Source organism: candidate division WOR-3 bacterium, assembly GCA_039802005.1.
Classification (GTDB): domain Bacteria; phylum Hydrothermota; class Tepidihabitantia; order SM23-42; family JAOAFX01; genus JAOAFX01.
This window is the reverse complement of record JBDRVV010000034.1, coordinates 684-26296: the sequence shown is the minus strand read 5'-3', so window position 1 is coordinate 26296 and position 25613 is coordinate 684. Positions and strand designations below refer to the sequence as shown.

Genomic DNA, 25613 nt, shown 5'->3' with positions numbered 1-25613 from the left:
ATTATCCCATCTTCTACCCCGGTTATAAATACAACATCAAACTCAAGTCCCTTTGCATTATGTAATGTCATTAAAGAGACCTTTTCATTTGACCAGTCATCAATATCGCTTTTTAGAGAAACACCTTCTAAATAATCCTGAATTGTGGCTGATGGATTATTTTTGACAAATTCATTTATGGATATGAGCAATTCCTCTACATTTTTACGACGATTAATCTCCTCTTCTGTCTCTCTTCTACGCAGATGTTCAAGATAACCCGTTTCATTGGCGATGCGGAGCGTTAGGTCATAGAGATTTAATTTTTTGCTCAGTTGAATAAAATTTTCTAACATCTTCATAAATGCCTTTATACTTTCTTTCGCTTTATTGTTCACATCATTTATTTCGGAAATTCTTTTTAAGGTTTCAAAAAGGGATAATTTATTTTCTTTTTGAAATAGTATCAATTTTTCAACTGTATCTTTTCCGATGTTTCTTGCCGGAAGGTTTATTATTCTTTTCAAACTTATTGAGTCATTGGGATTGTTGATCACCCGTAGATAAGCAAGCATATTCTTGATCTCAGCCCGTTCATAAAATTTTAATGCACCGATAACTTCATAAGGGGTTTTGTATTGAGCAAAGGTTTCTTCAAATATCCTTGATTGGTAATTCAAACGATAGAAGACAGCAATTTCATTGAATTCTTTGTTATGATAATGCTCTTCAAGGATTTTCTCGGCAACAAACCGGGCTTCCTGTTTATCATCTTCTGCATCAAAATATTCAATGGGCTCACCGGGTTCATTCTCACACCAAAGGATTTTTGGCTTCCGCCGGGTATTATTTTTTACTACTTCTGATGCGGCTCTTAAAATTATTTTAGTTGAGCGGTAGTTTTGCTCAAGTTTGACAATCCTGGTTTCTGGATAATCCCTTTCAAAATCAAGGATATTCTTGATCTCCGCCCCGCGCCAGGAATAAATTGACTGGTCATCGTCTCCCACTACACAGAGGTTACGATATTTTGAAGCAAGTAATTTTGTAAAAACATACTGGGCATGATTTGTATCCTGATATTCATCTACCATTATATATTTAAATTTTTCCTGATACCGCTCAAGGACTTCAGGATGTGTCTCAAACAATTCAACGGCTTTTAATATCAAATCATCAAAATCAAGGGCATTATTTTCTCTCAACCGCTGATTATAAATTTTATAAATCGTCTTTATTGTATTGCTGAACATATTTGAAGATATATAATATTGCTCGGGGGATACCAGATTTTCTTTAGCACGATTGATACAATGTAGAACAAAATCAGGTTTTAATTCCCTTACATCAAGATTCAATTCACTGAGACATTCTTTTATAAGTGCAAGTTGGTCGGATTCATCATAGATTGCGAAATTTTGCGAAATGCCAATTTTTTCAGATTCCTTCCTCAAGATTCGCGCACAGGTGGAGTGATATGTCCTTATCCAAACATCCGGGTCTTCACTATTTAAAAGATAGCAAACTCTCTGTTTCATTTCATCTGCAGCCTTATTGGTGAATGTAACAGCAAGAATATTTTCTGGTTTTATTCCCTTTGATATAAGATAGGCAATGCGATAGGTAATCACCCTTGTCTTTCCACTACCCGCACCAGCGAGAATGAGTATCGGACCATTTATTATCTGGACTGCCTTCCATTGTTCGCGGTTTAATTCTTTTTCAAAATCAATAAAACTATTGGGCATAATAACTATTTCAATCCAATAATGCTGAAAATTACAAGGCTGATCAAACCGAGAATGATTAACTCTAAATATATGTTTTTTAACGCAGTTGTTTTCTGCTCAAATCTGAGTTTCTCTTTTATTGCCATAAATATAATTGTCAGAATTAGATAACCGATTCCGAACCCAAAAGAAGATAATACTGCAGGAAGAACCCTTGATTTGAAACTGATATTTAAAAATATCACACCATAGAGTGCATAATTTGTAAAGAAAAATTCCGGATAATTATCAAACAGAGCGGACAGGTTGGGAGAAAATTTACTTAACAAAACTTTCCCACAATAAATAATAAGATAAATGATTAATATAATAAAAAGTATTTTCAAATAACCAAGGTTGAATGGTATTAATAACAAATTATTAACAAAAACAGAAACAAACGAACATACCACCATTATTATTGTAAGATTTGTTCCTATTACAAATGATTCCTTGATACTCGTCTTATACAGAATAAGTGGACAAAGACCGAGCAAGTAATACAAAACTATATTTTTACCAAAGACCGCATCTATAAAAATATTGAGCAGATTATTATTCATTCTTTTTTCTCATTAAGCCATAAAGGGCAATGACAATCCCCGTGATTATAAATGAAGCAGCAGGTGCATCAAAAAACAGAATCAATGTTTTATCCGGGTCAGCATTTAAGAAAGGTTTATTCAATACCATCCCTTTACCAAAGATTTCACGCAAAAGACCAACAATGAAAAGAACAGAGAAGGCAGGTGAATATCTCTTAATTGAAGCAAATCCATATTTGATTCCTGAAGATTTATTATCAATTTTTTTTAAACTATAAAAAATATAACTATTTACCGCAATCAAAGGAATAAATATTCCGAGTTCATTGTATAATTCAGGAATCTTGTGTGAAAGGAATCCACCAAGAATTGTGACAATTGTCGCAGTTGTTATAAAAAATACAATGCTTTTTTCCGGTTCTTTAATATATCTATCAATATGCCGGAGAACAAGACTTGAAAAGAAAAGCGTTATTATGACAAGTATCCCTATTGATAAGCTATGTACAGCTGAATCAGTAAGGGCAATAAATGGAGTCAAACCAAGTATTATAACTAATTCGCTCTCTTTATATTTGGAATTCATTTTAAATATTCCTTAAATCTTTCAAAATTATCCTGCACACTTTTAATCAGTGCTTGAGATGAAATCGTTGCACCGCTTATCGCATCCGGCATCCCGGTTTTGAATTTATCAAGAAATTCCTGCTCTCTTATTCTTTCGCCAATTCCTTCTGTCTCCTGTGAATAAACAATAATTATCTTTTCAATGCATTTCTCTTTATTTATCCCTGCGAGATATTTTATTGTATCAAGATAGCCAAAAGTTTGTCCATAAAAAATTATCCCCAGTGTTTCAGGATGTGAAATCGCATACCAGAGTGTGTCTTTAATTACCTCAAGAAATCTATTCGCATCTGGAAATATCTCCTTTTTCCTGTCGGCTTTTTTGCTTTCTTCAAGGAGTGATGTATAAGTTTCCAGCCCCTTTTTAATACCTTCGCAGACAGCCCGGGATGAAATCGTTGCCCCTGTTATCGCATCTATCTCTCCGCCATCTTTTTTCAGTGCTATCTGGGATACATTCTTGCCAATAAACTGATTTAAAAATGATTTTTCTCTGACCTTTGAACCCAATCCCTTGGTTTCTTTAAACCCCTCATCAGCGCCAGAGATATAAACCCCGGTGATTTTTTTTGTAGTATCAAATCCCGCAGTTATTGGAATCACACCTGCATAACCCCTGGTCCAGATTTTGAATACAAAACCTTTAATATTTTTTGCAGAGTCATAAACCTGCCACAGGGTCTCGGGAATTACTGGAATAAATTCATTTCCATCAATAGCCTTCTTGAGAATTGAAAAATTATTACCACCTTCGGGTTGAGCAACCAGTGGCTTTGTTGCTTCATTCAATATTGTAAGTGTTAAAACGCTCAATAAAAGAGATATAAAGAGATAAATTTTCTGCTTTATGTTTTCTGACATTCAGTCCTCCTTTTAATGACTAATTTATCTATCAAAGGAGTTAAGATATTCATTAAAAGTATTGCTGGTGTTACACCCTCTGGATAACCAGAAAAATATCTGATTAATACCGTAAACACACCGCAACCAATTCCGAACATCCAGCGTCCATATTTTGTTATGGGTGTGGTGACCCAGTCCGTTGCCATGAAAAAAATAGCGAGAATAACACCACCGGAAAATAACTGGAATAATGGATTGATTCTTCCAGGAAGGAGTAAATTTAATAAAAGAAAACTAAAAATATATCCAACGACAATCTTATAATCTATAATTTTTAATAACAACAAAAATAATCCACCAATTAACAATAAAATCTTGCAGGTCTCACCAATCGCACCACCAATCTGTCCAAAGAATAATATTTTTAAATAACTCGCTGAACTAAATTTTTCAAGAATCAAATTCACATTTCCGTAATATCCGGGGTTTTTCAATACTGTCAAAGGTGTCGCTTGAGTTATCGTATCCATCCCGGAAAGTGTCCCTTTCAAAGGAGTTTGATATGAAGTAGCCATTATCCCGGGAAATGTTAAGACAAGGAATGCACGCCCTGTAAGTGCAGGATTTAAAAGATTGAATCCAAAACCACCAAATAATTGTTTTGTAACAATAATGGCAAATCCTCCGCCGAGGATTGGAATCCAGAAAGGAACGCCGGGTGGTAATGATAACCCGAGCAACAATCCGGTCAAGATTGCTGTTCCATCGTAAATCGTGATTTTTCTTTTTGTAAAATATTCAAAAACTATCTCAAAAGATAAAGACGAAAAAATACTAATACAAATTATGCCCAATGCATAAAATCCAAAAAAGATTGTCCCTGTAATAACTGCAGGAGAAAGACAGAGAATAATGAACAAAACAGCGTTTTTATGATTCAGTGCTGAATGGATATGAGGGGGTGAGGAAACGAGCAATAAATTATTCATCTGCTATCCTCAACCTTGCATATTTAAAATAATGAACCAATGGAATAAAAGAAGGGCATACATATGAACAAATTCCGCATTCAATACATTCTTTTAAACCATAATCAATAGCACGAGAAAAATCATTTCGTCTTATATATTGATAAATAATTTGTGGCAGGAGTGTCATTGGACAGGCATCAACACATTTCCCGCAATGGACACAGTCAATTGTTTCTTCTTTAATCAAATCATTTTGAAATACAATTCCATTTGTAGTTTTAATCACCGGAGTGTCAAATGAAAACTGGGCATTGCCCGTCATCAATCCACCAAAGATGATTTTTTTTATATCGCCAATTAAACCGCCACAATATTGAATTATATCACTTATGGGAGTGCCAATTTTGGCCAGTAGATTTTTGGGCTCTTTTATCCCATTACCACTAACTGTAATCACCCTTTCAATCAATGGTTTATTATACTTTACCGCCTGAAAGATTGCATAACAGGTGCTAACGTTCTGGACCATAAAACCAAAATCAATGGGCAATTTATCTGAAGGTAAATTTATCCTAACAATCTTTTTTATCAATATCCTTTCTGCTCCCTGAGGATATCTATCAGGGATTAATTTTACTTTTATTCCTTCTTTTTTTAGGAGTTCAGCTGCTTGTTTATAAATATGGGGAAGGGCAAAAAATAATTCAGTGGCACCAAGAATTTTCTGGATTATCTTTGCCCCTTCTGAAACGCAAACCGGATATTCCATCATTATCCGGTAATCTGCAGAAAGATTCGGCTCGGATTCACAGCCATTTATTATCAGTTTTTCTATTTTTTTCTCCATTGCATTTAGAAGTTTCAAATCGGTTGGATAACCACCACCACCGAGACCAACAATACCAGCCTGCTTTATTCTTAGAAGAAGTTCCTCCCGGCTGAGCGATTGATAATCTGAATCTATAAACTTTTGCTCCCAGGTATCTGAATAATCTGATTCAATAATACAGCACAATCCTTCACCAAGAAGAGGGTGAGGATGAGGTTTTATATCAAGCACTTTTCCTGAGACGCTTGAATGGACAGATGAGCAAATACCTGTGTTTGCTTCACCAATTTTTGTGCCAATCTTTACTGAATCACCGGGCTTTACTAACGGAATTGCCTGGGTTCCCTTATGTTGTGAAAAATGGATATAGACACGGGGAGGAACTGGCATAACCTCAATCGGCAGTTCAAGGAGATATTTCTCTTTTCTCAGAGTAGTCCCTGGTAGTATGCTATAAATCATAAGTTTTTTATTATACTTTTTTTTGTCTATAAGTCAAGAAAATATTAAAAATGTAAAATTTAGAGGAAAATGTTGTCTGCAATAGTAGGGCAAACCTTCAGAGCCTGTGTCATAACTTCTGTAGCGGTCGCATTTATGCGACAAAAGAATTAAAAAGGGATGAAATTTGATAATGTTTGATAAACTTGCCCTGATGCAAATCACGGGTCAAACCGCTACAAATTGGCGACATTTTAAATTGCGGCACACCCACTTACGGGTTTGTGCTGTAAATTGTCGAGCAATCTCGACCACTACGGGGTAAAATGATTATCTGTAGTGGCAGAGTTCACTCTGCTAAAGGCGAGTAAGCTCGACCACTACGGGGTAAAATGATTATCTGTAGTGGCAGAGTTTACTCTGCTAAAGGCGAGCAAGCTCGACCACTACATAATTGATGGTTTGTTGTAGCGGCAGAGTTTACGCTGCAATAATCAATGTCGAGCAAGCTTGACCACTACGGCGAAAAATGATTGACTTGTATTCGCAGACCTTGGTCTGCAAATGTTTGAAAACCAAACAAACCCCTGGTCTTGCTTTACGGGAAGAGGGCAAGGGTGGAGTGAAATTCTTCTTTTATCAAAAATGAAAGGGTAATGTCTGCGCACATTTTTGAGATATACGTAACATACCTTAGATATGGTACTTGATTTTGTTAAATTATAGAATAAAATTTAATGATGCGTAAAATTTTTAGTATATTGGGGGTAATAATTTTTATAGTATTACTATTCTTTTTTATTATACCACCAGATAGCAAATTACTATATCCGAGATTCCAATCATTCAATATAGCAGACCGAAACGGAGTTCTGCTTAGAAAAGTGCTTTCAACAGACTATAAAACAAGCCTCTGGAGACCATTGAAGGATATATCGCCCGATATTATTAAAGCGACAATCATAAGGGAAGATAAAAGATTTTTCCTTCACAAAGGGATTGACATAATAGCACTTTTTCGTGCAATAAAAGAAAATCTGATTCACCAGAAAATAAGAACCGGTGGTTCAACAATCACAATGCAGGTTGCAAAGATTGTATTGAACCACAGAAAAAGGAACATCTGGAATAAAATAATTGAAATTGTTTATGCCTTAAAACTTGAACTCCATTTAAGAAAGGATGAAATCCTTGAGATTTATCTAAACCGAGCACCCTATGGCTATCAGACATATGGGGTGGAGGCTGCATCACAATTCTATTTTGAAAAACCTGCAAGCCAACTATCACTTAGTGAATCCTGTATTCTTTCTGCTATACCGAAAGCCCCGGGTATTTTAAATCCATTTAAAAGTCGTAACAGACTAAGAACAGAACGGGATGCAATAATAAAAAAGCTTTTTGAAAACAAACTCATTGATTCTACAAAATATACCTGTGCACTTGCAGAACCAATAAAGATTGATGAGAAAAAAATTGTTTTCAAGGCACCCCATTTTGTCGATTTTATATTACAACAGAATATCAATCTCCAATATTCAAATATTACTTCAACAATTGATGTAAATCTGCAAGAAAATATAGAAAAAATGCTTTTTACATCAATTAAAACTTTAAATAAATATAATGTGAATCAGGGTGCGGTGATTGTTATGGATACAAAGACGGGCGAGATACTATCAATGGTTGGTTCAAAGGACTATTTTGAAGAAAAAGAAGGACAGGTGAATGGTTGTCTGGCTTTAAGGCAGCCTGGTTCAAGTCTAAAGCCATTTTTATATATTCTTGCACTTGCTGATGGCATTCCAATAAGTTACCTTATGAATGACACCGTAACCGAATTTAAATTATCAGACGGTACAATCTTTGCACCCAGAAATTTTGGTGAAAAATATCATCGGCTTGTTAGAGCAAGAGAAGCACTTGGTTCTTCATTTAATGTTCCAGCGGTCTATATCCTTGATAAATTAGGTGTGGAGAAATTTTATAATTTTTTACATCAACTACATTTCACAACTATTTTTAAAGAGCCCACTTTTTATGGACTTGCCCTTTCCTTGGGTGCCGCAGAAGTCAAATTACTTGAACTCGCAAATGCATATAGGGCGATTGCCAATAATGGCTCCTGGACTGAATATAGGTTTTTAAGGGGCGAGGGAATTAAAAAAGGGGAGAGGGTTTTTTCCGAAGAGATTGCTTATATAATTACCGATGTATTATCCGATAATTCAAGCAGAATAAAGGCATTTGGTGATGATTCACCATTAAATTTACCTTTTCCTTGCGCGGTCAAAACAGGTACTACAAAGAATTTTAAGGATAACTGGTGTGTTGGATTTACCGAAAAGTATACGGTTGGTGTCTGGGTTGGAAATTTTGATGGGTCGCCAATGAATGGTGTATCAGGTATTTCAGGTGCGGCACCGTTATTCAGGGATATTATGATTGAATTGCACCGGGTTGAATATCCAAAAGAATTTGAAAGACCAAAATCTGTTATTTCATTAAAAGTCTGTGCAAGAACTGGTTTGATTCCAAAAAAAGAATGTCCGTTAATAGAAGAGATATTTATTGCAGGAACCGAGCCAAAAGACACCTGTGATTTTTGTGCCAATAAAAAAGAATTTATCATGCTTAAAACCGCAACCCAATCAGAAAATAAAGTATTAAAAATCATCCATCCGAATGATGGTGATATATTCAAACTCGATCCCCAGATTCCTTATAAGAATCAGGCAATTTCAATAAAGGTTTATGGAGATACGAGTATTAAAAAGATTGTCTTGAAATTGAATGGCAATATTTTATGCGAAAGTAATGAAAGGGAGGTCACATTCCTTTGGCAACCCAAACCAGGACTTTACGAACTTGAAGTGACCGGCAGATCTACCAGCGGAGAAATATCAGAAAGAGTAAAATACCGCGTATATTAGATGGATTAAAATTAATCCATTGATATCCCTGACAATTCAATACTTAATCAATTAAACAATTAAACAATTGTTTAATTGTTTAATTATTTAAAGGATTGACTGATTTATAGTATTGTGTATAATGTAGTATGAGAAAGAAGATGCCGGAGACTGAGTATAGGGCGTCAAGGGTCTGCAGGGTTTTGGGAAATCCGACAGCTTATCAGATTGTGAAATTGTTATTGGGTAGAAAAATGACACCAGGTGAGATTGCTAAAGAAATGGGTATTTCAGAAGCGCTCGCTTCTGTTACTTTAAGAACTTTAAGGAATATTGATATTGTGCGGTATGAGACGAAAGGCAAGGAGAAGATTTACTGGATAAAAGACGACTTTATTGATGGAATATGCAATATACTGGAAAAATTTGTAATTAAAATGCGAGAAAAAAATTGGTAATTGGTGGTAATTAAGAGAAAGGAGAAAGAGGGGATTAGTGATGAGTCAGAATATCTGTACATTGACACTCTGAGATATTTTTATATAATTCGTCAATGATAACAATAATTTCACTACTTTTTTTAGTGCTGACTCAACCACAAGAAATCATTTATGAAATAGATAGGGGAGAGGCGGAGTTTTATCGGTTATTTACTGATGTAGATAGTTTTATATCTGCAAAGTTTTATAGTGTTGAAGATTCAATCCAGATTTTATTTTCATATATCGCAAAAGGTGATACCGTTGATTCTTTAGTAAATGTCAGCAAATCAGTTTTTGAAGGATTACAATTTTACCAAAAGAATTTTTATAAAATTATTACAGATTTAAATTTTCGAAAAGAATTCATCAAAAATTATGAAACTGACTGGCCAATTATCTCCACCAAAGACCTTGCGAAAGATAAAAAGACTGCTTTATTAAGTGCGTTCTTTAATAGCGCATGCTGTATAACCGGCACCGGGGCAACCGGTGCGTATATTGGAGCATTAGTGGGTCGGAGCATTCAAAAAGAGACAGGATATATTCCTTGTGGAAGCCAGGAATATAGTTGTATGATTCCTTACGAATACTATTCATACACTTTAAACAAAACGAAATACTATACTGGGGTAGGAATTGGTATTGCAGGTGGAACAATCGCAAGCAAAATGCTTTATTTTAAAAATTGGAAAAAAAATGTTTTATTCAATACTTTAGCCATTGAAAAAGGCAAAGAACTTGACCACCTGGCAACGATTGAGAGGATAAAACAGAAAAGAAATATAATACATAAAAATAAATGAAAAGACAGCGTCCTGGTCAAAACAAGAAATTTTGAGCATGCCCTTTGATGACCGACAAAAAATAACCCAAAGCGGCATTCTAAGACTTTCAATCGTAATAGCAATTGTGATATTTTTGCAAATCATATATATTGTTTTTGAGGGAAAATATGCTGGCCTCGGCTTTCCTATTGATGACCCTTGGATACATATGCAGTTTGCAAAAAATGTAGCAGAAGGCCATGGATTCAGTTATAATGCTAAAGAGCCAGTAGCAGGTTCAACAGCACCGCTCTGGACGTTTTTGCTTGTTCCGGTACACTGGATTACAAAAAATATAACTTTGCGGATTTTAATGACAAAAATTTTAGGAATTTTATTCTTTATAATTGCGTTGATTTTTGTCTATTTTTTATCATTCAGAATTACCTGTAATAATAATGTAGCATTTTTTTCGGCACTCGCTGTAGGCACCACGACACACCTAAACTGGGGTGCAGTATCCGGACTGGAGATCCCACTCTATGTATTGCTCACTATAGTAGTAATCTATTTAAATTACGAAATGTGTCTTCAGAGAAAAACAAAATTAATCTATTTAATCCCAGTGCTTATTGGATTGGCGGTATATGCGAGGCCGGAATGTGCTTTATTATTGATTTTTTATTTCCTTGATAATATTCCGCGTTGGATAACAAAACGAAGGTTATCATTTTTAATCATTGCAACATGCTTATTTGTTGCTACTTTATTGCCTTATTTTATTTTTAATTACTCGCTTTCAGGTTCAATCTTTCCAAATACATTCAGAGCAAAGGCACAACAGAATAGCATATTTGTAGCACTTTCGACAATGAACCTTTTGCATCTTAAATGGCTTTTTTTAAAAATGGCACCTGCCTATTTTGGCCAGAGTATTGCGCATCTTTTCAAAGCAAATCCTCTCTTTGTGTATGGTTTTTTTATGGGTGCTTTTATTATTATTTACAGAAAATTCAAAAGTCCGAACGACCAATCATTGAGTTTAATGCCTGTATTAGTTGCTCTTTTCTATGCGCCACTGATTGGTCTCATATCGCCATTTATCAGTGCTGATTTTCACGGGGGTCGGTATATTGCCAACCAGGTTGCCAGTGGGGCATTAATTGCGGTATGGGGTTTTTACTGGCTTTTTCAAACAATAAAAAATAATTTTCCAAAAGTCGCAATAAAAATAATTATCTTTGTAATAGTTGCTATCGCTTTGTATAACACTATTTTTGCCCAGGTCTTTATGATTAAATTTTCTGCCTCAAATGTTAAAAGCATAAATGAAATACAGGTAAAGACCGGCAAATGGATAAAAGAAAATATTCCTTCAGATGCAATCATTGGGGTAAATGACATAGGTGCAATTAAATATTTTTCTGATAGAAGGATAATTGACCTCTGTGGGCTTGTTGAGCCAAAAATAATTGATTACTTTAAAAAATATAGCGATAATAAATTGGGCGCTTATCTTTATGTTATTGAAAAGAAACCCGATTATCTTGCAATATTCCCGCGCTGGTATCCGCAATTAACTGACACAAACCGATTCCAAGTTCTTTATAAAATAATATATAATAAAAATACTGCGAGCGAATGGGTCTTTATCCCTGAGGTGGAAACTTATATGGGAATAGTTTTAAAATCATTAACTTTTAAACCAATTCCTTCAGAAAAATGGATTTTGAAAACTAAATTTTAATCTAAAACAACAACCTGAAATCCTTTTCAAAAAAATATGTAAAAATTCTAAGAGAAAGGGGAGAGGGCTTTAAATTTTAATAAATAATTTAAATAAAATAATTATCACCAGGGCTGGCAGGAAATTCCCCACTTTAATATCTTTCAACCCAAGGAGCCTTATCCCAATGGCAAATACGAGGATACCCCCGATTCCTGTAAAATCATTCAAAAAGTATGGTGTGCCAAGAAAATTAATCTGGGAAGCAAGAATAGTTATTGAACCTTGAAATAGTAAAACAACGACCGCAGAGAACAAAACACCTATACCCAGAGTAGAGCTTAGGATAATCGCAGAGATACCATCCATTATTGATTTTGTTATTAAAAGTTCAGGTTTATGCAAAAGGCCATCCTGGATACAACCAAGAACCGTCATCGGACCGATTGAAAATAATATGCTCGCCGTAACAAATCCTTGCGCAAAAGTCTTTGATTCTGAAAAACCCTTGATTTTCTTAAATTTTTCGCCAATTTGTTCAATAAAAAGTTCAATATTTAACAATTCCCCAATAACACCGCCAATGATAAGGCTGATGATGATCGCTACAGGTTTTTCCATTTGAATTCCCATCTTAATACCCAAAACGCAGGTAAAAATACCGAGTCCGGTTAAAATGATATTCTTAATGTTTTCAGGTATACCTTTTTTTACGAACAGCCCGATAGTGCTGCCTAAAATGACGAGAATAGTATTTGTTATCGTTCCCAGCATTCAAAATTATACATATTTAATTACAAAAATCAATCATAAACATTAACGGATTATCAAAGTTCAAGTAGAGCGATTGGACGGGACTAAAACCAAATTTTTCTGTGATTTAAATCATAATACCGATTTTGAACCGGGGGAGAGTATAGAAAAAAGTATATCCTATAATTATCTAATCCTCAATTCTTAAGTTTACATAATATATATTATCAGACATAAATGATTTGATTTACTGGGGAGATATAGCGATAAATTTAGATGGCTAATATTGACTTTTTCGTTAAAATTGCTATAATAGAGGCGTGATTGAAAAAATCAAAATCTCAACAAAAAATAGAAATGAACTTGTTGATATAACCGGCGAAGTTAAAAAGATTATTGAGAAGAATAAAATTAAAGATGGAGTAATCCATATTTTTTGTCCGCATACAACTGCAGCAATTACTATAAATGAAAATTATGACCCATCAGTCCAGGAAGATATAACAAATGCACTTGAAAAACTCATCCCCTACCGAGGGAACTATTCCCATACAGAAGGTAATGCCGATGCCCATATTAAGGCAGCGATAATTGGTTCATCACGAACACTCTTCATTGAAAATGGTAAACTTGCCTTCGGCACCTGGCAGGGAATTTTCTTCTGCGAATTTGACGGACCAAGAACAAGGGAAATATGGGTAAAGATAATAGTAAATGCCTAAATACCTAAATTGCCTAAATGCCTAAAAAGATAGAAAAAAAATACAGCATAAGTGATACGCTCAAAGAACGGACTTATAAGTTTGCACTTAAGATCTTAGAACTTGCCTCAATGCTGCCAGATACTGAAGAAGGTAAGGTAATAAAACGACAATTATGCAAGTCTGGAACTTCGGTGGGTTCTAATCTTGAAGAGGCTGACGGTTCTTTGACCTTAAATGATTTTGTATATAGAGTTGATATTGCTTTTAAAGAAGGTAAGGAAACGCGGTACTGGTTAAGGTTAATAATTGATAGAAGATTATTAAAAAGGGAAGTTGTAAACCCACATCTCAATGAATGTGTAGAATTAATAAAAATTCTATCAACCATAATCTACAAATGTCTTCAATAATCTTCAGGCATTCAGGTATTTTGGGCTTCTTGCTTTTGGTATTTAGGTATTTTGGACTTTTAGGCATTTGATAATAAGGGAGGTATAATGCATAAAAAACTCTTCATTCCCGGGCCGACTGAGGTCAGGGATGATATATTGCAGGCACAGGCAAAGCCGATGATCGGTCATCGGTCAAAGGACTTCAGTGCCTTATATGAAGGCATTGTGAATAAGATAAAAAAGGCACTCAATACCCAGAATCATGTGATTGTATTTACTTCTTCAGGAACCGGTATAATGGAAGGGGCAATCAGAAATTGCGTTTATAAAGATGTTCTCTGTTGCGTCAATGGAGCCTTCAGTGATAGATGGTTCAAGATTGCCAAGGCATGCGGTAAAAATGCGGATGAGATCCGCGTTGATTGGGGTAAGGCAATCAAACCGGAAATGATCGAAGACAAACTAAAAAAGAAAAAATACGATGCAGTTACATTGGTCCATAATGAATCATCAACAGGTGTGCGTGCACCAATTGAAGAGATTGCCGAAGTGATGAAAAAATATCCTGATACCTTTTTCCTTGTTGATACCGTGAGTTCATTGATGGGTGATAAGATTGAGATTGATAAACTTGGCATAGATGTTTGTTTGACCAGCAGTCAGAAATGCTTTGCCCTCCCCCCTGGTCTTGCAGTCTGCACCGTAACCCAGCGTGCCCTTGAGAGAACAAGAACAATCACTGACCGTGGATATTATTTTGATTTTGATGCAATGTTAAAAAGATATGAAAAAGACCGCCAGACACCGACGACACCTGCGGTAACGCTTATGTATGCTATGGATAAACAGATGGATAAAATTCTTGCTGAAGGTATGGAGAATCGCTATAAAAGGCATCTGGAAATGGCAAAATATGTTAGAGATTGGGCTAAGAAGCATTTTGCACTCTTCCCGGAACCCGGTTATGAATCAGTTACCCTTACCTGTGTTGATAATACAAGAAAAATTACCGTTGCCGACTTGAATTCCGAACTCGGTAAGAGAGGATTCCAGATTTCCAACGGTTATGGTGATTTGAAGGAAAAGACCTTCAGAATTGCCCATATGGGTGATTTGACACTTGATGAGATAAAGGAACTGCTAACGAACATAAACGATATCCTTAAACTATAAAAGGCTAAAGAGGGCGATAAAAGGCTAAAAATGGCGAGAGGGCAGTCTGACTGCCCTCTTATGCCTCATATTGCCATGATTCTCTTCAATTGCCTTTAATATTAAAATTGCCTTGATTTGCCCTTAAATGCCTTGTAGTTCAAAAGATTGTTGAAATGGCTTTTTCTGATTTACCTTTTATCGGTCGACAGGATATTTTAGGATTATACAAAGAGAAATTAGCACGGTCAATTGATAACGAAGGTAATATATTGGTTATTGCTGGACAACCCGGGATTGGCAAGACACGTGTATTAAAAGAATTTCTTAGCATAACGGATAAAAATACCTTTTTTACCTGTTATTCAAAGATTGAAAATTCACAAAATTTGTATGAATTCTTTGCCTGTATCCTTAACACTTTTTTAAACCGCCTTCGTATTGGAACATCAATTCCTCTTGTAGTCAATGAAAATCTTTACACATTATATGTAAGAAAATTTCCGATATTAAAATCTGTCTTCCCCTATGAGCCAAAAAAGATTTCCGAGCTAAATTTAACCCCAGAGATTGTTATTCAGTTTTTCCAGAATCTCACGCGTTTATACCCCACTGTCTTGGTATTTGACGATTTACATAATGCAAATAAAGAAATAAAAGATTGTATAAATCTTTTAAGTAAGAATATCTTTTCTATGCCGGTTTTATTAGTTTTAGGAACAAGGCTTGATGATGCAACCCAGCGGTGGATAGATTCTTTGAAATCAACCTCTCCCCTATTTCAAATTAATCTTGAACAATTTTCCAGTGATGAAATTTATGAATTGAACAGATTGATGTTTAAGCGGGAACTACCAAATAAATTATTTGACTGGATTTATAACAAAACCAGAGGAAATCCTTTATTTACAAAGGAATTTTTATTATTTTTGATGAGTAAGGGCATTATATTTTTTGACGCTGAAAAACAACGTTGATCTACAACTCCCAATTATACAGAAATAAATCTTCCCGATACGCTATTCAATATTATAAAGGAACAATTTGAAATTCTATCCCTAAATGAACAACGATTTATCAAATCTGCTTCTTTAATTTCTCAAGAATCATTTAATACTGATATGTTAAATTGCAAAATATCAGCAGGAGAAATTGATAATATTTTAAGTAACCGAATAATTATTAAACAGAATGATAAATATGCCTTTATCCATCCTTTGATTAAAGAAACAATCTATAATTTTATACCACAGAAAGAAAGAAAATCGTTGCACAATAAATTAGGTCAGTTTTTATTAAAAAAAGGGCTGAAAGAAGAAGCATTACACCAGTTTACTTCTGCGGGACATAAATCTCCTAAATTATTAGGGCTTACAATTGATTTAATTAAAGATTTTGAAGAAAAAAAAGAATCGCCAAAGGTACTCTTATATAAAGAAAAGGCGCTAAATTTGATTTCGGCAAACAGACATCTCCTCACAGCAAAACTTTTGCCCCTTTTTATTGACTCAGCCAACTCTCTACGACGGGCGGGTAGATATTCTGACGCTTTGAATTATTATCATATCGCGTTAAAATTTATGAGAAAAAAATTGACTATAAAAAAAATAAATAATCTAATGATATTTCTATATAAAGATATGACCCTCGCTCAATTACGCACAGGTAATAATGAAGAAGTTCTCAAAATAGTAGAAGATGCACACAGATTTATTAAATCAAAAAGACTGAAACCTGACCCGCGCACCATTCTTACACTCCAAACCAACCGTGCTTTTGCCTATGCTAATTTAGGTAATTTTAAAATGGCGCTTGAACATGCCGAAAAACTTAAACAAAAGTACGAAAGAATTGCTGATTTATACCAGAAATTCCGTCTAAACTATTGTTTTGCTACTATATATCACCGAATGGGAGATTGGAATAGAGCAATACCCTGGGCAGAAAGAGCCCTTGAATTGGCAAGAGAAATAAAAGATGAAAGATATATTGCGGCAACCTGCGGAAATCTTGGTATTGCCAATATGTTCACCCTGAATTTTAAAAAGGCTGAAGAACTATTTCAAATCCATCAGGATTCAAGTATCAAAAATGGCTGGATAAGAGAGCAATTTATGTCATATTTAAATTTTGGCAATTTATATTTCTTCCAGGGTTATTTAAAAAGGGCTGAAGAAGAATTTGATAGGGCATTAAAACTCGCCGAAAGGTTAAACCTGAAAACTGACCTATTCTGGATATACCATAGTTATACATATTTTTCGATTGTAAACAATGATTATAAAACTGCCCAAGATTTTTTAAAAAAACTCTTAGATATCATTTCAAAACTAAATGAAAATCCTTTCAAAAAACTCTATCATTTATGTGAAGGATATGTTTTTGCCATTAGTAAAAAACCTGTTGATTTGAAAAGAGTGACATCCATTCTTCAGAAAATTGATGATAAAATTGAAGAAAATGAAGAATATTTGATATTAAAAGGGTTTACTAAAGTCCCCGGAGAAAAGGCATTTGTTGATATTGAATGTGGAATTGAAAAGATTTTGCAAAAGAAGGATTATGTGAAGTTGATGCAATTATTGATTATAATCCACAATGTCCTTTCTGGATACCGAGAATTGAAAAAAGAATCAACATTTTACAAAGACAAGGCAATTGAATGTGCAAGGAATTACGGTATGCAGGGATGGCGTGATATTCTGAGTCCGGATAAAACAAAATCTAAAATTAGTCCGCTCAAAATAAAAACATTCGGCAGACTATCAATTGAATTACCTGACAAAAGAGTCGTTGAAGAAAAAGAATGGCAATGGGCAAAACCGCGCCAATTATTTACACTTTTATTGAATGGGTATTTGAGAAAAAAGGAAATGACCCGCGATGAGATTGGAGCCTTGCTCTGGCCCGACCTTTCAAGCGATAAACTTACCAACAATTTCCATGTGTGTTTAAATCAATTAAAAAGCGTGATTGGAAAAGATTATGTAGAATTCAGGGAGAGAGTATACCAGCTGACAAGGGTGCAGGTTGATGCAGAAAAATTCAACATTAAAATCTCTGAGGCAGAAAAGTCATTAAATGAAGGTAAGGTTCATAGTGCCGAGCGTGATCTTCTGGAAGCAATTGACCTTTATAAAGGGAAATTTCTTGAAGGATTTTACGATGACTGGATTCTTCAAATGAGAGATTATTACTCCGAGAGATTCCGTCTGGCAGTATTAGCACTTGGAGATATTTACCTGAAAAAGGCACAAACTGATTCGGCAATTGAACTTACCGCAAGATTGCTTATCAATGACCCTCTTGATGAGGAAGCACATAGATTTCTTATGCACTGCTACATGCAGGCAGGTGAAAAGGCAAAGACAATTGCCCAGTATAGAAGATGCGAAAGCATTTTCAAAAAAGAACTCGGTTGCGAACCATCTGAAAAGACAAAGGATTTGTATAGAAGTTTGTTATAATCTTTTCATTAAATAAAATGATGGCATATTTTTCCTTGAGTGGCTCCTGCATTTCAACATTTCAAAATTTTGAAATTTTGAAATCTACTCTCCACCATTCCATTATTCCATAATTATGGAATTCTGGAACAATAGAATAATATCAAAGGGGGATAATAATGCAGTATAGCGTCATCCTTTCATAATTTGATACTTTAACAATTGTCAAATTGACAAGGCAAAGAAGTGTATAATGTATACAAAGAACCTTAAGAGATCATTCTGTATTCGTCACCTTCTTCTCGACTTCCAATTCATGCCATCGTACCACACCTATTTTTGCAAAGATGTTTGGGTTATTTAACCAGTAGAAATTTCAACCGGAAGGTTTTCAATTTGCAGATTAACAATACAATTATTGATATTACCTTAGTACATATTAATCTATAATAATGACAATAAAAGAAGCAATGTGTCTTGACAATAGCCCCTTATTAATTATTATCATATATGAGTGATTCCTTTGAAGGTCAAAATCTTTGTCCACCACGCCGGTTGATAATTGTTTCAAACCGACTGCCGGTTACGATTACTCAAAAAAATGGTGAATTTAGATTTAAACAAAGCGTCGGGGGGCTTGTCTCTGGAATCAGTACCTATCTTGATTCCTTAAAGGGTACAACACCTCTTGAGGGTAAATATGTCTGGATTGGTTGGCCCGGCATCAGTATTGAAAATCACGAACAACAAAAAAAATTGACTTTATTATTATCTTCAAAATACAATGCCTTTCCGGTTTACATAAATGAAGAGACAATGGACCAGTTTTATCATGGTTTTTGCAATAAATTGATCTGGCCTCTGTTTCACTATTTCCCAAGCTATGCAACTTACGATGAAAAATTCTGGGATTATTACAAAAAGGTTAATCAGATTTTTGCGGATTATGTTTTAAAAATTGTCCAACCCAACGATATAATATGGATTCACGATTATCATCTAATGTTATTGCCTGGTTTAATAAGGGAAAAATTAATAAATGCTGCAATTGGTTTTTTTTTACATATTCCATTTCCATCTTTTGAACTTTTTAGACTTTTACCAGAAAAGTGGCGTCGGGAAATTTTACTTGGACTTTTGGGCTCAGACTTAATAGGCTTTCACACCAATGATTATGCCCAGTATTTTTTAAGATGTGTATTGAGAATCTTAGGTATTGAAAATAGTATGGGCGAGATTATTTCTGGCGAGAGAATAATAAAGATTGATACATTCCCGATGGGTATAGATTTCAAAAAATTTTATGATGCGGTGAGCAATAAAAAGGTCGAGAAGGAAAGAACCAAATTCTTAAATGTGCTGGGCACACACAAAATAATCCTTTCTATTGACCGGTTAGATTATACAAAAGGCATTCTGAATCGCCTGATTGCTTATAAAATCTTTCTGCAGAATTATCCACATTGGCGTAAAAAGGTAATTCTGGTCTTGGTGGTCGTTCCTTCAAGAATCGGGGTTGAGCATTATCAGCGAATAAAGAAACGGATTAATGAATTGGTTGGCGAGATTAATGGTGAATTTGGGACATTGGATTGGACACCTATTATCTATCAGTATAGATTTATGCCTTTTTATCCGCTTGTCGCATTATACAGTATAAGCGATATTGCAATGGTTACGCCATTGCGCGACGGAATGAATTTAATTGCCAAAGAGTATCTTGCCTGCCGTCAGGACAAGACCGGTGTCTTGATATTAAGTGAAACCGCCGGTGCCGCGGAGGAGTTGCGTGAGGCCGCTATTATAAATCCCAATAATCCCGATGAACTTGCGGCCGTGATAAAGAATGCCCTGGAGATGGATATAGAAGAGCAGAAACAGCGGAACTCCATTATGCAGAATCGGCTACTTCGTTATAATGTCAAAAGATGGGCTGAAGAATTTTTAATGGGATTAAATAAGGTGAAGGAAATCCAGCAGAAATATGCAACCTATTACTTAACAACCACAGTAAAAGAAAAATTGAAGAACGATTTCAAAAATAGTTTAAGCCGGTTAATCTTCCTTGATTACGATGGAACATTGGTGCCGTTTGCATCAAGACCGGAGATGGTATTGCCCACGAAGAGAATTCTTGAGATTTTGGGCAGTCTCTCAGTTATTCCAGAGGTAGAATTAATTTTAATCAGCGGTAGAGACCGAAAGACCATTCAGGATTGGTTTGGCTCACTAAAATTGAATCTTGTTGCTGAACACGGCATCTGGTTAAAGGAAAAAGATAAAGACTGGGAATTACTCAAGCCGCTAACAAACAGATGGATCCAGGAAATACGCCAGGTAATGGAATTATATGTTGACCGCCTGCCTGGTTCTTTTATTGAAGAAAAAGAATATTCCATTGTCTGGCACTATCGGAATGCAAATCGGGAAAGGGCAGAAAGGGTTGCCAAAGAACTCGTTGATAATTTACTCTATTTAACCGCAAATCTTGATCTGCAGATTTTACAGGGCAGTAAAGTTGTGGAGGTTAGAAATTCAGGGGTCAATAAAGGAGCAGCCGCCCTGCGCTGGTTTTCAAGAAATAATTTTGATTTTATAATGGCAATTGGCGATGACTGGACTGATGAAGACCTTTTTAAACTCCTCCTTGATTATAACTCCTATACCATTAAAGTAGGAACACCACAATCCTTTGCCAAATACTACGTGCGAAGTCATTTAGATGTACTTGCACTCCTTGAGGAGATAATTAAATAGTATTATGCCTGCCCCGTTCTATTTCAAAACTGGCTTGCGCCTTATTCAGCTTTTAGGAATCAAGGCAAAAAATCTTCCAGAACTATTAAATGGGATAAAAACCGTGCCACTCTCTTCTATATATTACCACACGCACCGGCTTTTATATCAACAACTTGCACTATATCCTGAACCACCCAATGATTTTGCCTACTGGGTTAATACGAGTCTGAACATAAAAGAACTTGGCGAGAAAATGGCAAGTGTTAATATTGCCCGGTTTACAAATCTTCAAGAATTAAAAGAACAATTCATAAATATTTTGACTGACTTCATAGAAAATAAAAATCCAAAGACAATCGCACCGGAGGGTCAAGAGTTCCACTTTATGAAGTGCCAAACATTCATATTGATTACGCCGTTTGTGGCAAATAATATAATGGAATTTTTGGATGCATTAAAAAGTGTGAGTATAAATTCGTTATACTTTCACTTAATTGAATCAAGACTTCGTCTCAAAAATGGGGTCAATGATTTTTCCTGCTGGTTAAGGGATATTGGAGAAGAAAAGGCAGCGATTGAAATTGAACGATTGGACCCATATACAATAACCCTTGAGGGTCTGCGTAAAAGACTAATTTTTATAATTAAAAAGTATGCCGGCCATTAAAGATTACATACCAATCGTTGGGCAGGGAATTATTGATGAATTGTATCTCCTGGCAATCAGATGCAAAGACAAAACAATCCAAAATATTAATTCAACATCGGTGGGTGGTGGTGTGGCAGAAATCCTTTTAAGAATGATTCCGCTTTTAAGGGAACTTGGATTGGATGTGCGCTGGGATGTGATAAAGGGTGATGAAAAATTCTTTACCATCACCAAGAAAATGCACAATGCACTGCATGGTGTTGATGTAGAAATAACTAAAACCGATATTGAATATTTTCTTTCAATTAATGAGATGAATGCCCGGGAAATAAATTTCTATGGTGATATAGTTTTTATCCACGACCCTCAGCCAATTGCAATAGTGAACAAAAAAAGAGAAATTGGCAAAAAATGGCTCTGGCGGTGTCATATTGACTTTACTGAACCAAAAGAGAATATTATAAATTTTCTGGAGTCGTATATCAACCAGTATGATAAGGCAGTATTTTCCGCACCATCATTTGCCCGAAAATTAATAATTCCTCAGATTTTGATATCCCCTTCCATTGACCCATTGAGTGATAAGAACAAAGAATTAGATTTTGAGATTGTTTCAATTGTCCTTGAGCGTTTTCAGATTGATAAAAATCGACCGATCGTAACCCAGATTTCCCGTTTTGATTATCTAAAAGACCCGATTGGTGTGATTGAGGTTTATAAAAAAGTGAAACGGTATGTTGATTGCCAGCTTGTGCTTGCAGGCGGTGGTGCCACAGACGACCCGGAAGGGATGAATGTTCTTCAGAAGGTAAGGGAAGCCGCGGCCAATGACCCCGACATCCATATTTTGTTCTTACCACCAGCAAGTGATATTGAAATAAATGCATTGCAAAGGGCGTCATCGGTTATACTACAAAAATCTCTAAAAGAAGGTTTTGGATTAACTGTTGCCGAGGCACTATGGAAAGGAAAACCAGTTATTGCCTCGGCAGTGGGTGGGATTCCATTACAGATAACCCACAAATATTCAGGGATTCTTACTTATTCTATTGATGGTACTGCCTATTATTTAAAACAACTTTTAAATGAACCTGAATATGCAAAAAAACTCGGTGAAAATGGTAGGAACAATATAAAAAATAACTTTCTTATCACCCGGCATATCCGCGATTATTTGCTGCTCTTTCTCTCGTTATATTACGACGAAGACCTTGTTTATCTATAATACTCATCGCAATCAATGCTGTCAAAAATAATATGGTAAAATATGATGGTAAAAAAGAAGAGCGTACAACCACAGGGGTAGTCCCTACGAGGATAATAGGAAGGATACCACTTGCAGTGTTTGTCGTGACTGATACCCTGCCTCCTGATTTTCTGATAACCCAATACCCTTTTAATGTAGTGCCCTGATATACTTGCTGAAACATCGGCGTTGGAAATCCTCTACCGCTTGATTTTGAAACTCGTTATTCAGAAAAAGACTCCATCCTTGAAGCGGAATTTGCCCTCTCTTTTAATATCTTCAGCTATATTGCGGGTAAAGAGATGGTTATCGGTAAGAACGAAGATTCTGATAAGGTACGTGGGTGGAGAAATATTTGGGGTAAAAGATCAAGGAAGGAAGGATTTTTGAATGTTTATGAGCCAGTTTTGACATTTAACCAGTTTTCATTCCACTTCGTAAGTGGGGAAAGTTTATGGTTAAATTGACAAATCGAAGAAGTGTATCACTTTCTCATTTGGTCTATTGACCAAATGCGGAAATGACAATATGTACAAAGAGTCTTAAAGAATTCATTCCTTTATTCGTCGCCCTTCTTCTCGACTTCCAATCCATTTCCTTGTACCACACCCCTCTTTTTGCAAAGATGTTTGGGTTATTTAACCAGCAGAAGTTTCAACCGGCAGATTTTCAATTTGCAGATTAACAATATCCGAAAGATTAAAACGTTTGGTGACATCTAAGATTTCTATTCCTATGAGGCGGTTATCTTCATCAAAATCGACTAAAATTCCCTCTTCAATCTCTTTGGTTTTTTTAACGGGTCTCTCTTGCATATATATGTAAAGCGCATCAGCCTGTTTATCAAATTCTATTTTCATTTTTCCTCCTACTTATTTTTATCAACTGCACTGATAATAACAATCCTACTTTTTTCTTCAATATAAGTGACCTTTAAAAATTTTAAACCTATTTTCTTGTAGACATTTTTTCTTCCATAAATGGTATCTTCAACTTTTTATGGCGATTGTACGGTTTCAATAATCTCTTCCGGATTTAAATTTCTCCATTTCATTCTTCGTCGTGCGTGGCGGCTAAAAACTATTTCCATAATTCATTTTACTTAACAATTCTTAAAAGTCAATAACGTCTTAGTACATATCCATCTTTATCTATGAGTAGATTTAGCCCAAACCTACCATTTATCATTGTCCAAATTTCTGAACATTTCAAAATTTTGAAATCTTGAAATCTACTCTCCACCATTCCATTATTGAGAAAAATGTAGCGGTGCGATTTATCGCACAATATTTTGGTTCTTTTTTTATTATGTCGGATAAATCCGACCGCTACAAATTGGAAAAAACTTACCAATTACTATTCTGGAATTGTAGAACAATATCAAGGGTTGGCTACCGACCACTGACTACTTCTGCTACTCTAATTGTCAATATAAAATTTTAAGATTCGACCCCACTGCCCTCGTTTTTCTCCTATATTTTTTCTCTAATATCTAAAGACTAACAACCGTCGTATCATATTAGTTTTAATATTACTTTTTTATCCAATAGTTTAAGTTCGTTCTTGTCCTCTATAAATCTCTCCACATCCTTTTTTACTTTTATAAAATCAATGGCAGCCAGCCTTTCCTTTAAAAAGTCATTAAAATTTTCCGTATTTAAATTTATTCTTTTATGCTCGGTCTGTTCTATAGCATTGTTTAGAAGTTCAAAATTGGGAACGGTTTTCCCCCCGAGATACCACAGAAGGTCATAAAAGTCTCTCCCTTTAATGTATTTTCTAAAAAAGCAGGCATGGATTTTTGTCGCATAAAGAGAAGGAATATCAAAATGTACTACAGTAAAAACAAAATGTTTACTTACCAACGAAAGTTCTGTATGCCAACCCCTGGGTGGATTAGAATCCACTTCAATCTTGATAAAGAGTTTTTGATGCCTCTCCTTAGATAAGCCCAAAAGATAAAGGATATCTTTGAATTTTAACATCGCTGATTGAACTGTTCCTTCTATATTTTTCTTGATATCTAAAGAAAAACCCGCGCTTTTCAGGTCATAAACAATCCTTTCTAAAAGAACATCAAATTTATAACCCTTTTTATTAATAAGGGAAAAATCAAGATCTTCGGAGAACCTTCGCAAATTATATAGAAATCTCAGGGCTGTCCCGCCAACAAAGGCAAGGTTCTTAAAGTAGTCGCGGTCATAGAGAATCTTCAATATAAATAATTGCAAAAACTCTCTGGTTAAATGAGTCCTTCTCTCAAGTGTTGGAACATTTGAAATGCTTTCTTTAATCAAATCCAGCATAAAATTATTTCTCCTCTTTTATAAAATCCAACAGATTCTTCGCCACATCAAAAATCTCTTTGCTTTGAAACCTTTCTGCAAAATCCATAAGCCTTTTCTTTCTTAAGATATTTAAATTTTGAAATCTATACGAAAGGCTAAAGACATCCGTTTCTTTGTCCTTAAAATCTTTTAAATTTAGATAGATAAAATCAAGGATTGCCTTTTCCGGCTCGGCAATAAGAACAGGGAATCCATTTTCATCTTTTATCTCCTTAAAGCCAAAGAATAGATTAGTTTTCAGGTGCTGATAAATAAAAGTGCCAAAGATATTGGTAAATTTAGCGGTCTTTTTAGTA

At 35.1% G+C, this 25613-nt stretch carries 22 protein-coding genes; 12 read left to right on the top strand and 10 right to left on the bottom strand.

Features of this window, described 5'->3' with window-relative positions; all coding sequences use genetic code 11:
• The 6 genes from ABIL69_09990 to rsxC form a co-directional block, all read right to left on the bottom strand.
• On the bottom strand, positions 1-1727 hold a 1727-nt coding region (locus tag ABIL69_09990), incomplete at its 3' end, for a UvrD-helicase domain-containing protein (GenBank protein ID MEO0124315.1).
• Positions 1728-1732: 5 nt separating this feature from the next.
• On the bottom strand, positions 1733-2311 hold the full coding sequence (locus ABIL69_09985) for an Rnf-Nqr domain containing protein (GenBank protein ID MEO0124314.1): 579 nt from the start codon (positions 2309-2311) through the stop codon (positions 1733-1735).
• Positions 2304-2879 (bottom strand): Rnf-Nqr domain containing protein, encoded by a 576-nt coding sequence (locus ABIL69_09980; protein ID MEO0124313.1) that lies wholly within the window; start codon positions 2877-2879, stop codon positions 2304-2306. Before ABIL69_09980 ends, ABIL69_09985 begins: the two co-directional genes overlap by 8 nt.
• Positions 2876-3781, bottom strand: a complete 906-nt coding sequence (locus tag ABIL69_09975; protein ID MEO0124312.1) for an FMN-binding protein — start codon at positions 3779-3781, stop codon at positions 2876-2878. Before ABIL69_09975 ends, ABIL69_09980 begins: the two co-directional genes overlap by 4 nt.
• On the bottom strand, positions 3766-4752 hold the full coding sequence (locus ABIL69_09970; protein ID MEO0124311.1) for an RnfABCDGE type electron transport complex subunit D: 987 nt from the start codon (positions 4750-4752) through the stop codon (positions 3766-3768). The genes ABIL69_09975 and ABIL69_09970 overlap by 16 nt, the downstream gene beginning before the upstream one ends.
• Positions 4745-6025, bottom strand: a complete 1281-nt coding sequence (gene rsxC / locus ABIL69_09965; protein MEO0124310.1) for an electron transport complex subunit RsxC — start codon at positions 6023-6025, stop codon at positions 4745-4747. The genes ABIL69_09970 and rsxC overlap by 8 nt, the downstream gene beginning before the upstream one ends.
• A 719-nt stretch (positions 6026-6744) precedes the next feature.
• On the opposite strand from rsxC, the gene pbpC reads away from it, so the two are divergent.
• From pbpC to ABIL69_09945, 4 genes are all read left to right on the top strand, one after another.
• Positions 6745-8937, top strand: coding sequence for a penicillin-binding protein 1C (gene pbpC, locus ABIL69_09960; GenBank protein MEO0124309.1), 2193 nt, complete (start codon positions 6745-6747; stop codon positions 8935-8937).
• Between the two features lie 128 nt (positions 8938-9065).
• Positions 9066-9374, top strand: coding sequence for a metalloregulator ArsR/SmtB family transcription factor (locus tag ABIL69_09955; GenBank protein MEO0124308.1), 309 nt, complete (start codon positions 9066-9068; stop codon positions 9372-9374).
• Positions 9375-9469: 95 nt separating this feature from the next.
• Positions 9470-10201 (top strand): hypothetical protein, encoded by a 732-nt coding sequence (locus tag ABIL69_09950; GenBank protein MEO0124307.1) that lies wholly within the window; start codon positions 9470-9472, stop codon positions 10199-10201.
• A 190-nt stretch (positions 10202-10391) separates the two neighbouring features.
• Positions 10392-11909, top strand: a complete 1518-nt coding sequence (locus tag ABIL69_09945) for a hypothetical protein (protein MEO0124306.1) — start codon at positions 10392-10394, stop codon at positions 11907-11909.
• A gap of 69 nt (positions 11910-11978) precedes the next feature.
• Here the strand turns inward: ABIL69_09945 and ABIL69_09940 are convergent, their stop codons facing one another.
• A complete protein-coding gene (locus tag ABIL69_09940) occupies positions 11979-12662 on the bottom strand; it encodes a DUF554 domain-containing protein (protein MEO0124305.1) in 684 nt (227 codons plus the stop codon).
• Between the two features lie 299 nt (positions 12663-12961).
• Between ABIL69_09940 and ABIL69_09935 the strand changes: the two genes are divergently transcribed.
• From ABIL69_09935 to ABIL69_09900, 8 genes are all read left to right on the top strand, one after another.
• On the top strand, positions 12962-13363 hold the full coding sequence (locus tag ABIL69_09935) for a secondary thiamine-phosphate synthase enzyme YjbQ (GenBank protein MEO0124304.1): 402 nt from the start codon (positions 12962-12964) through the stop codon (positions 13361-13363).
• A 17-nt stretch (positions 13364-13380) separates the two neighbouring features.
• Complete coding sequence (locus ABIL69_09930; protein MEO0124303.1) at positions 13381-13755, top strand: four helix bundle protein; 375 nt, start codon at positions 13381-13383, stop codon at positions 13753-13755.
• Between the two features lie 87 nt (positions 13756-13842).
• The gene (locus tag ABIL69_09925; protein MEO0124302.1) at positions 13843-14910 is read left to right on the top strand and encodes an alanine--glyoxylate aminotransferase family protein; all 1068 of its coding nucleotides are present in this window, start codon (positions 13843-13845) and stop codon (positions 14908-14910) included.
• 155 nt (positions 14911-15065) lie between these two features.
• The gene (locus tag ABIL69_09920) at positions 15066-15866 is read left to right on the top strand and encodes an AAA family ATPase (GenBank protein MEO0124301.1); all 801 of its coding nucleotides are present in this window, start codon (positions 15066-15068) and stop codon (positions 15864-15866) included.
• Positions 15867-16010: 144 nt separating this feature from the next.
• Positions 16011-18356 carry a BTAD domain-containing putative transcriptional regulator gene (locus tag ABIL69_09915; protein ID MEO0124300.1) on the top strand — a complete coding sequence of 782 codons (2346 nt, stop codon included), beginning with the start codon at positions 16011-16013 and terminating at the stop codon, positions 18354-18356.
• A 489-nt stretch (positions 18357-18845) separates the two neighbouring features.
• A complete protein-coding gene (locus tag ABIL69_09910; protein ID MEO0124299.1) occupies positions 18846-21092 on the top strand; it encodes a bifunctional alpha,alpha-trehalose-phosphate synthase (UDP-forming)/trehalose-phosphatase in 2247 nt (748 codons plus the stop codon).
• Positions 21093-21096: 4 nt separating this feature from the next.
• Positions 21097-21741, top strand: a complete 645-nt coding sequence (locus ABIL69_09905) for a DUF5752 family protein (GenBank protein MEO0124298.1) — start codon at positions 21097-21099, stop codon at positions 21739-21741.
• Entirely contained in the window at positions 21728-22948 is a 1221-nt protein-coding gene (locus ABIL69_09900; protein MEO0124297.1) for a glycosyltransferase, read from the top strand. Before ABIL69_09905 ends, ABIL69_09900 begins: the two co-directional genes overlap by 14 nt.
• 659 nt (positions 22949-23607) lie before the next feature.
• On the opposite strand, the gene ABIL69_09895 is transcribed toward ABIL69_09900, so the two are convergent.
• The 3 genes from ABIL69_09895 to ABIL69_09885 form a co-directional block, all read right to left on the bottom strand.
• Positions 23608-23829 carry a DUF2283 domain-containing protein gene (locus tag ABIL69_09895; GenBank protein ID MEO0124296.1) on the bottom strand — a complete coding sequence of 74 codons (222 nt, stop codon included), beginning with the start codon at positions 23827-23829 and terminating at the stop codon, positions 23608-23610.
• Between the two features lie 654 nt (positions 23830-24483).
• Positions 24484-25275 (bottom strand): nucleotidyl transferase AbiEii/AbiGii toxin family protein, encoded by a 792-nt coding sequence (locus tag ABIL69_09890; protein ID MEO0124295.1) that lies wholly within the window; start codon positions 25273-25275, stop codon positions 24484-24486.
• Positions 25276-25279: 4 nt separating this feature from the next.
• The coding region (locus ABIL69_09885; GenBank protein ID MEO0124294.1) for a hypothetical protein at positions 25280-25613 on the bottom strand (334 nt) is incomplete at its 5' end.

What these genes read in the sequence shown, in the direction of transcription:
- ABIL69_09985 (MEO0124314.1), bottom strand. Translation starts at nt 2,311, where the DNA reads ATGAATAATAATCTGCTCAATATTTTTATAGATGCGGTCTTTGGTAAA.
- ABIL69_09980 (MEO0124313.1), bottom strand. Translation starts at nt 2,879, where the DNA reads ATGAATTCCAAATATAAAGAGAGCGAATTAGTTATAATACTTGGTTTG.
- ABIL69_09975 (MEO0124312.1), bottom strand. Translation starts at nt 3,781, where the DNA reads ATGTCAGAAAACATAAAGCAGAAAATTTATCTCTTTATATCTCTTTTA.
- ABIL69_09970 (MEO0124311.1), bottom strand. Translation starts at nt 4,752, where the DNA reads ATGAATAATTTATTGCTCGTTTCCTCACCCCCTCATATCCATTCAGCA.
- rsxC (MEO0124310.1), bottom strand. Translation starts at nt 6,025, where the DNA reads ATGATTTATAGCATACTACCAGGGACTACTCTGAGAAAAGAGAAATAT.
- pbpC (MEO0124309.1), top strand. Translation starts at nt 6,745, where the DNA reads ATGCGTAAAATTTTTAGTATATTGGGGGTAATAATTTTTATAGTATTA.
- ABIL69_09955 (MEO0124308.1), top strand. Translation starts at nt 9,066, where the DNA reads ATGAGAAAGAAGATGCCGGAGACTGAGTATAGGGCGTCAAGGGTCTGC.
- ABIL69_09950 (MEO0124307.1), top strand. Translation starts at nt 9,470, where the DNA reads ATGATAACAATAATTTCACTACTTTTTTTAGTGCTGACTCAACCACAA.
- ABIL69_09945 (MEO0124306.1), top strand. Translation starts at nt 10,392, where the DNA reads ATGCAGTTTGCAAAAAATGTAGCAGAAGGCCATGGATTCAGTTATAAT.
- ABIL69_09940 (MEO0124305.1), bottom strand. Translation starts at nt 12,662, where the DNA reads ATGCTGGGAACGATAACAAATACTATTCTCGTCATTTTAGGCAGCACT.
- ABIL69_09930 (MEO0124303.1), top strand. Translation starts at nt 13,381, where the DNA reads ATGCCTAAAAAGATAGAAAAAAAATACAGCATAAGTGATACGCTCAAA.
- ABIL69_09925 (MEO0124302.1), top strand. Translation starts at nt 13,843, where the DNA reads ATGCATAAAAAACTCTTCATTCCCGGGCCGACTGAGGTCAGGGATGAT.
- ABIL69_09920 (MEO0124301.1), top strand. Translation starts at nt 15,066, where the DNA reads ATGGCTTTTTCTGATTTACCTTTTATCGGTCGACAGGATATTTTAGGA.
- ABIL69_09915 (MEO0124300.1), top strand. Translation starts at nt 16,011, where the DNA reads ATGTTAAATTGCAAAATATCAGCAGGAGAAATTGATAATATTTTAAGT.
- ABIL69_09910 (MEO0124299.1), top strand. Translation starts at nt 18,846, where the DNA reads ATGAGTGATTCCTTTGAAGGTCAAAATCTTTGTCCACCACGCCGGTTG.
- ABIL69_09905 (MEO0124298.1), top strand. Translation starts at nt 21,097, where the DNA reads ATGCCTGCCCCGTTCTATTTCAAAACTGGCTTGCGCCTTATTCAGCTT.
- ABIL69_09900 (MEO0124297.1), top strand. Translation starts at nt 21,728, where the DNA reads ATGCCGGCCATTAAAGATTACATACCAATCGTTGGGCAGGGAATTATT.
- ABIL69_09895 (MEO0124296.1), bottom strand. Translation starts at nt 23,829, where the DNA reads ATGAAAATAGAATTTGATAAACAGGCTGATGCGCTTTACATATATATG.
- ABIL69_09890 (MEO0124295.1), bottom strand. Translation starts at nt 25,275, where the DNA reads ATGCTGGATTTGATTAAAGAAAGCATTTCAAATGTTCCAACACTTGAG.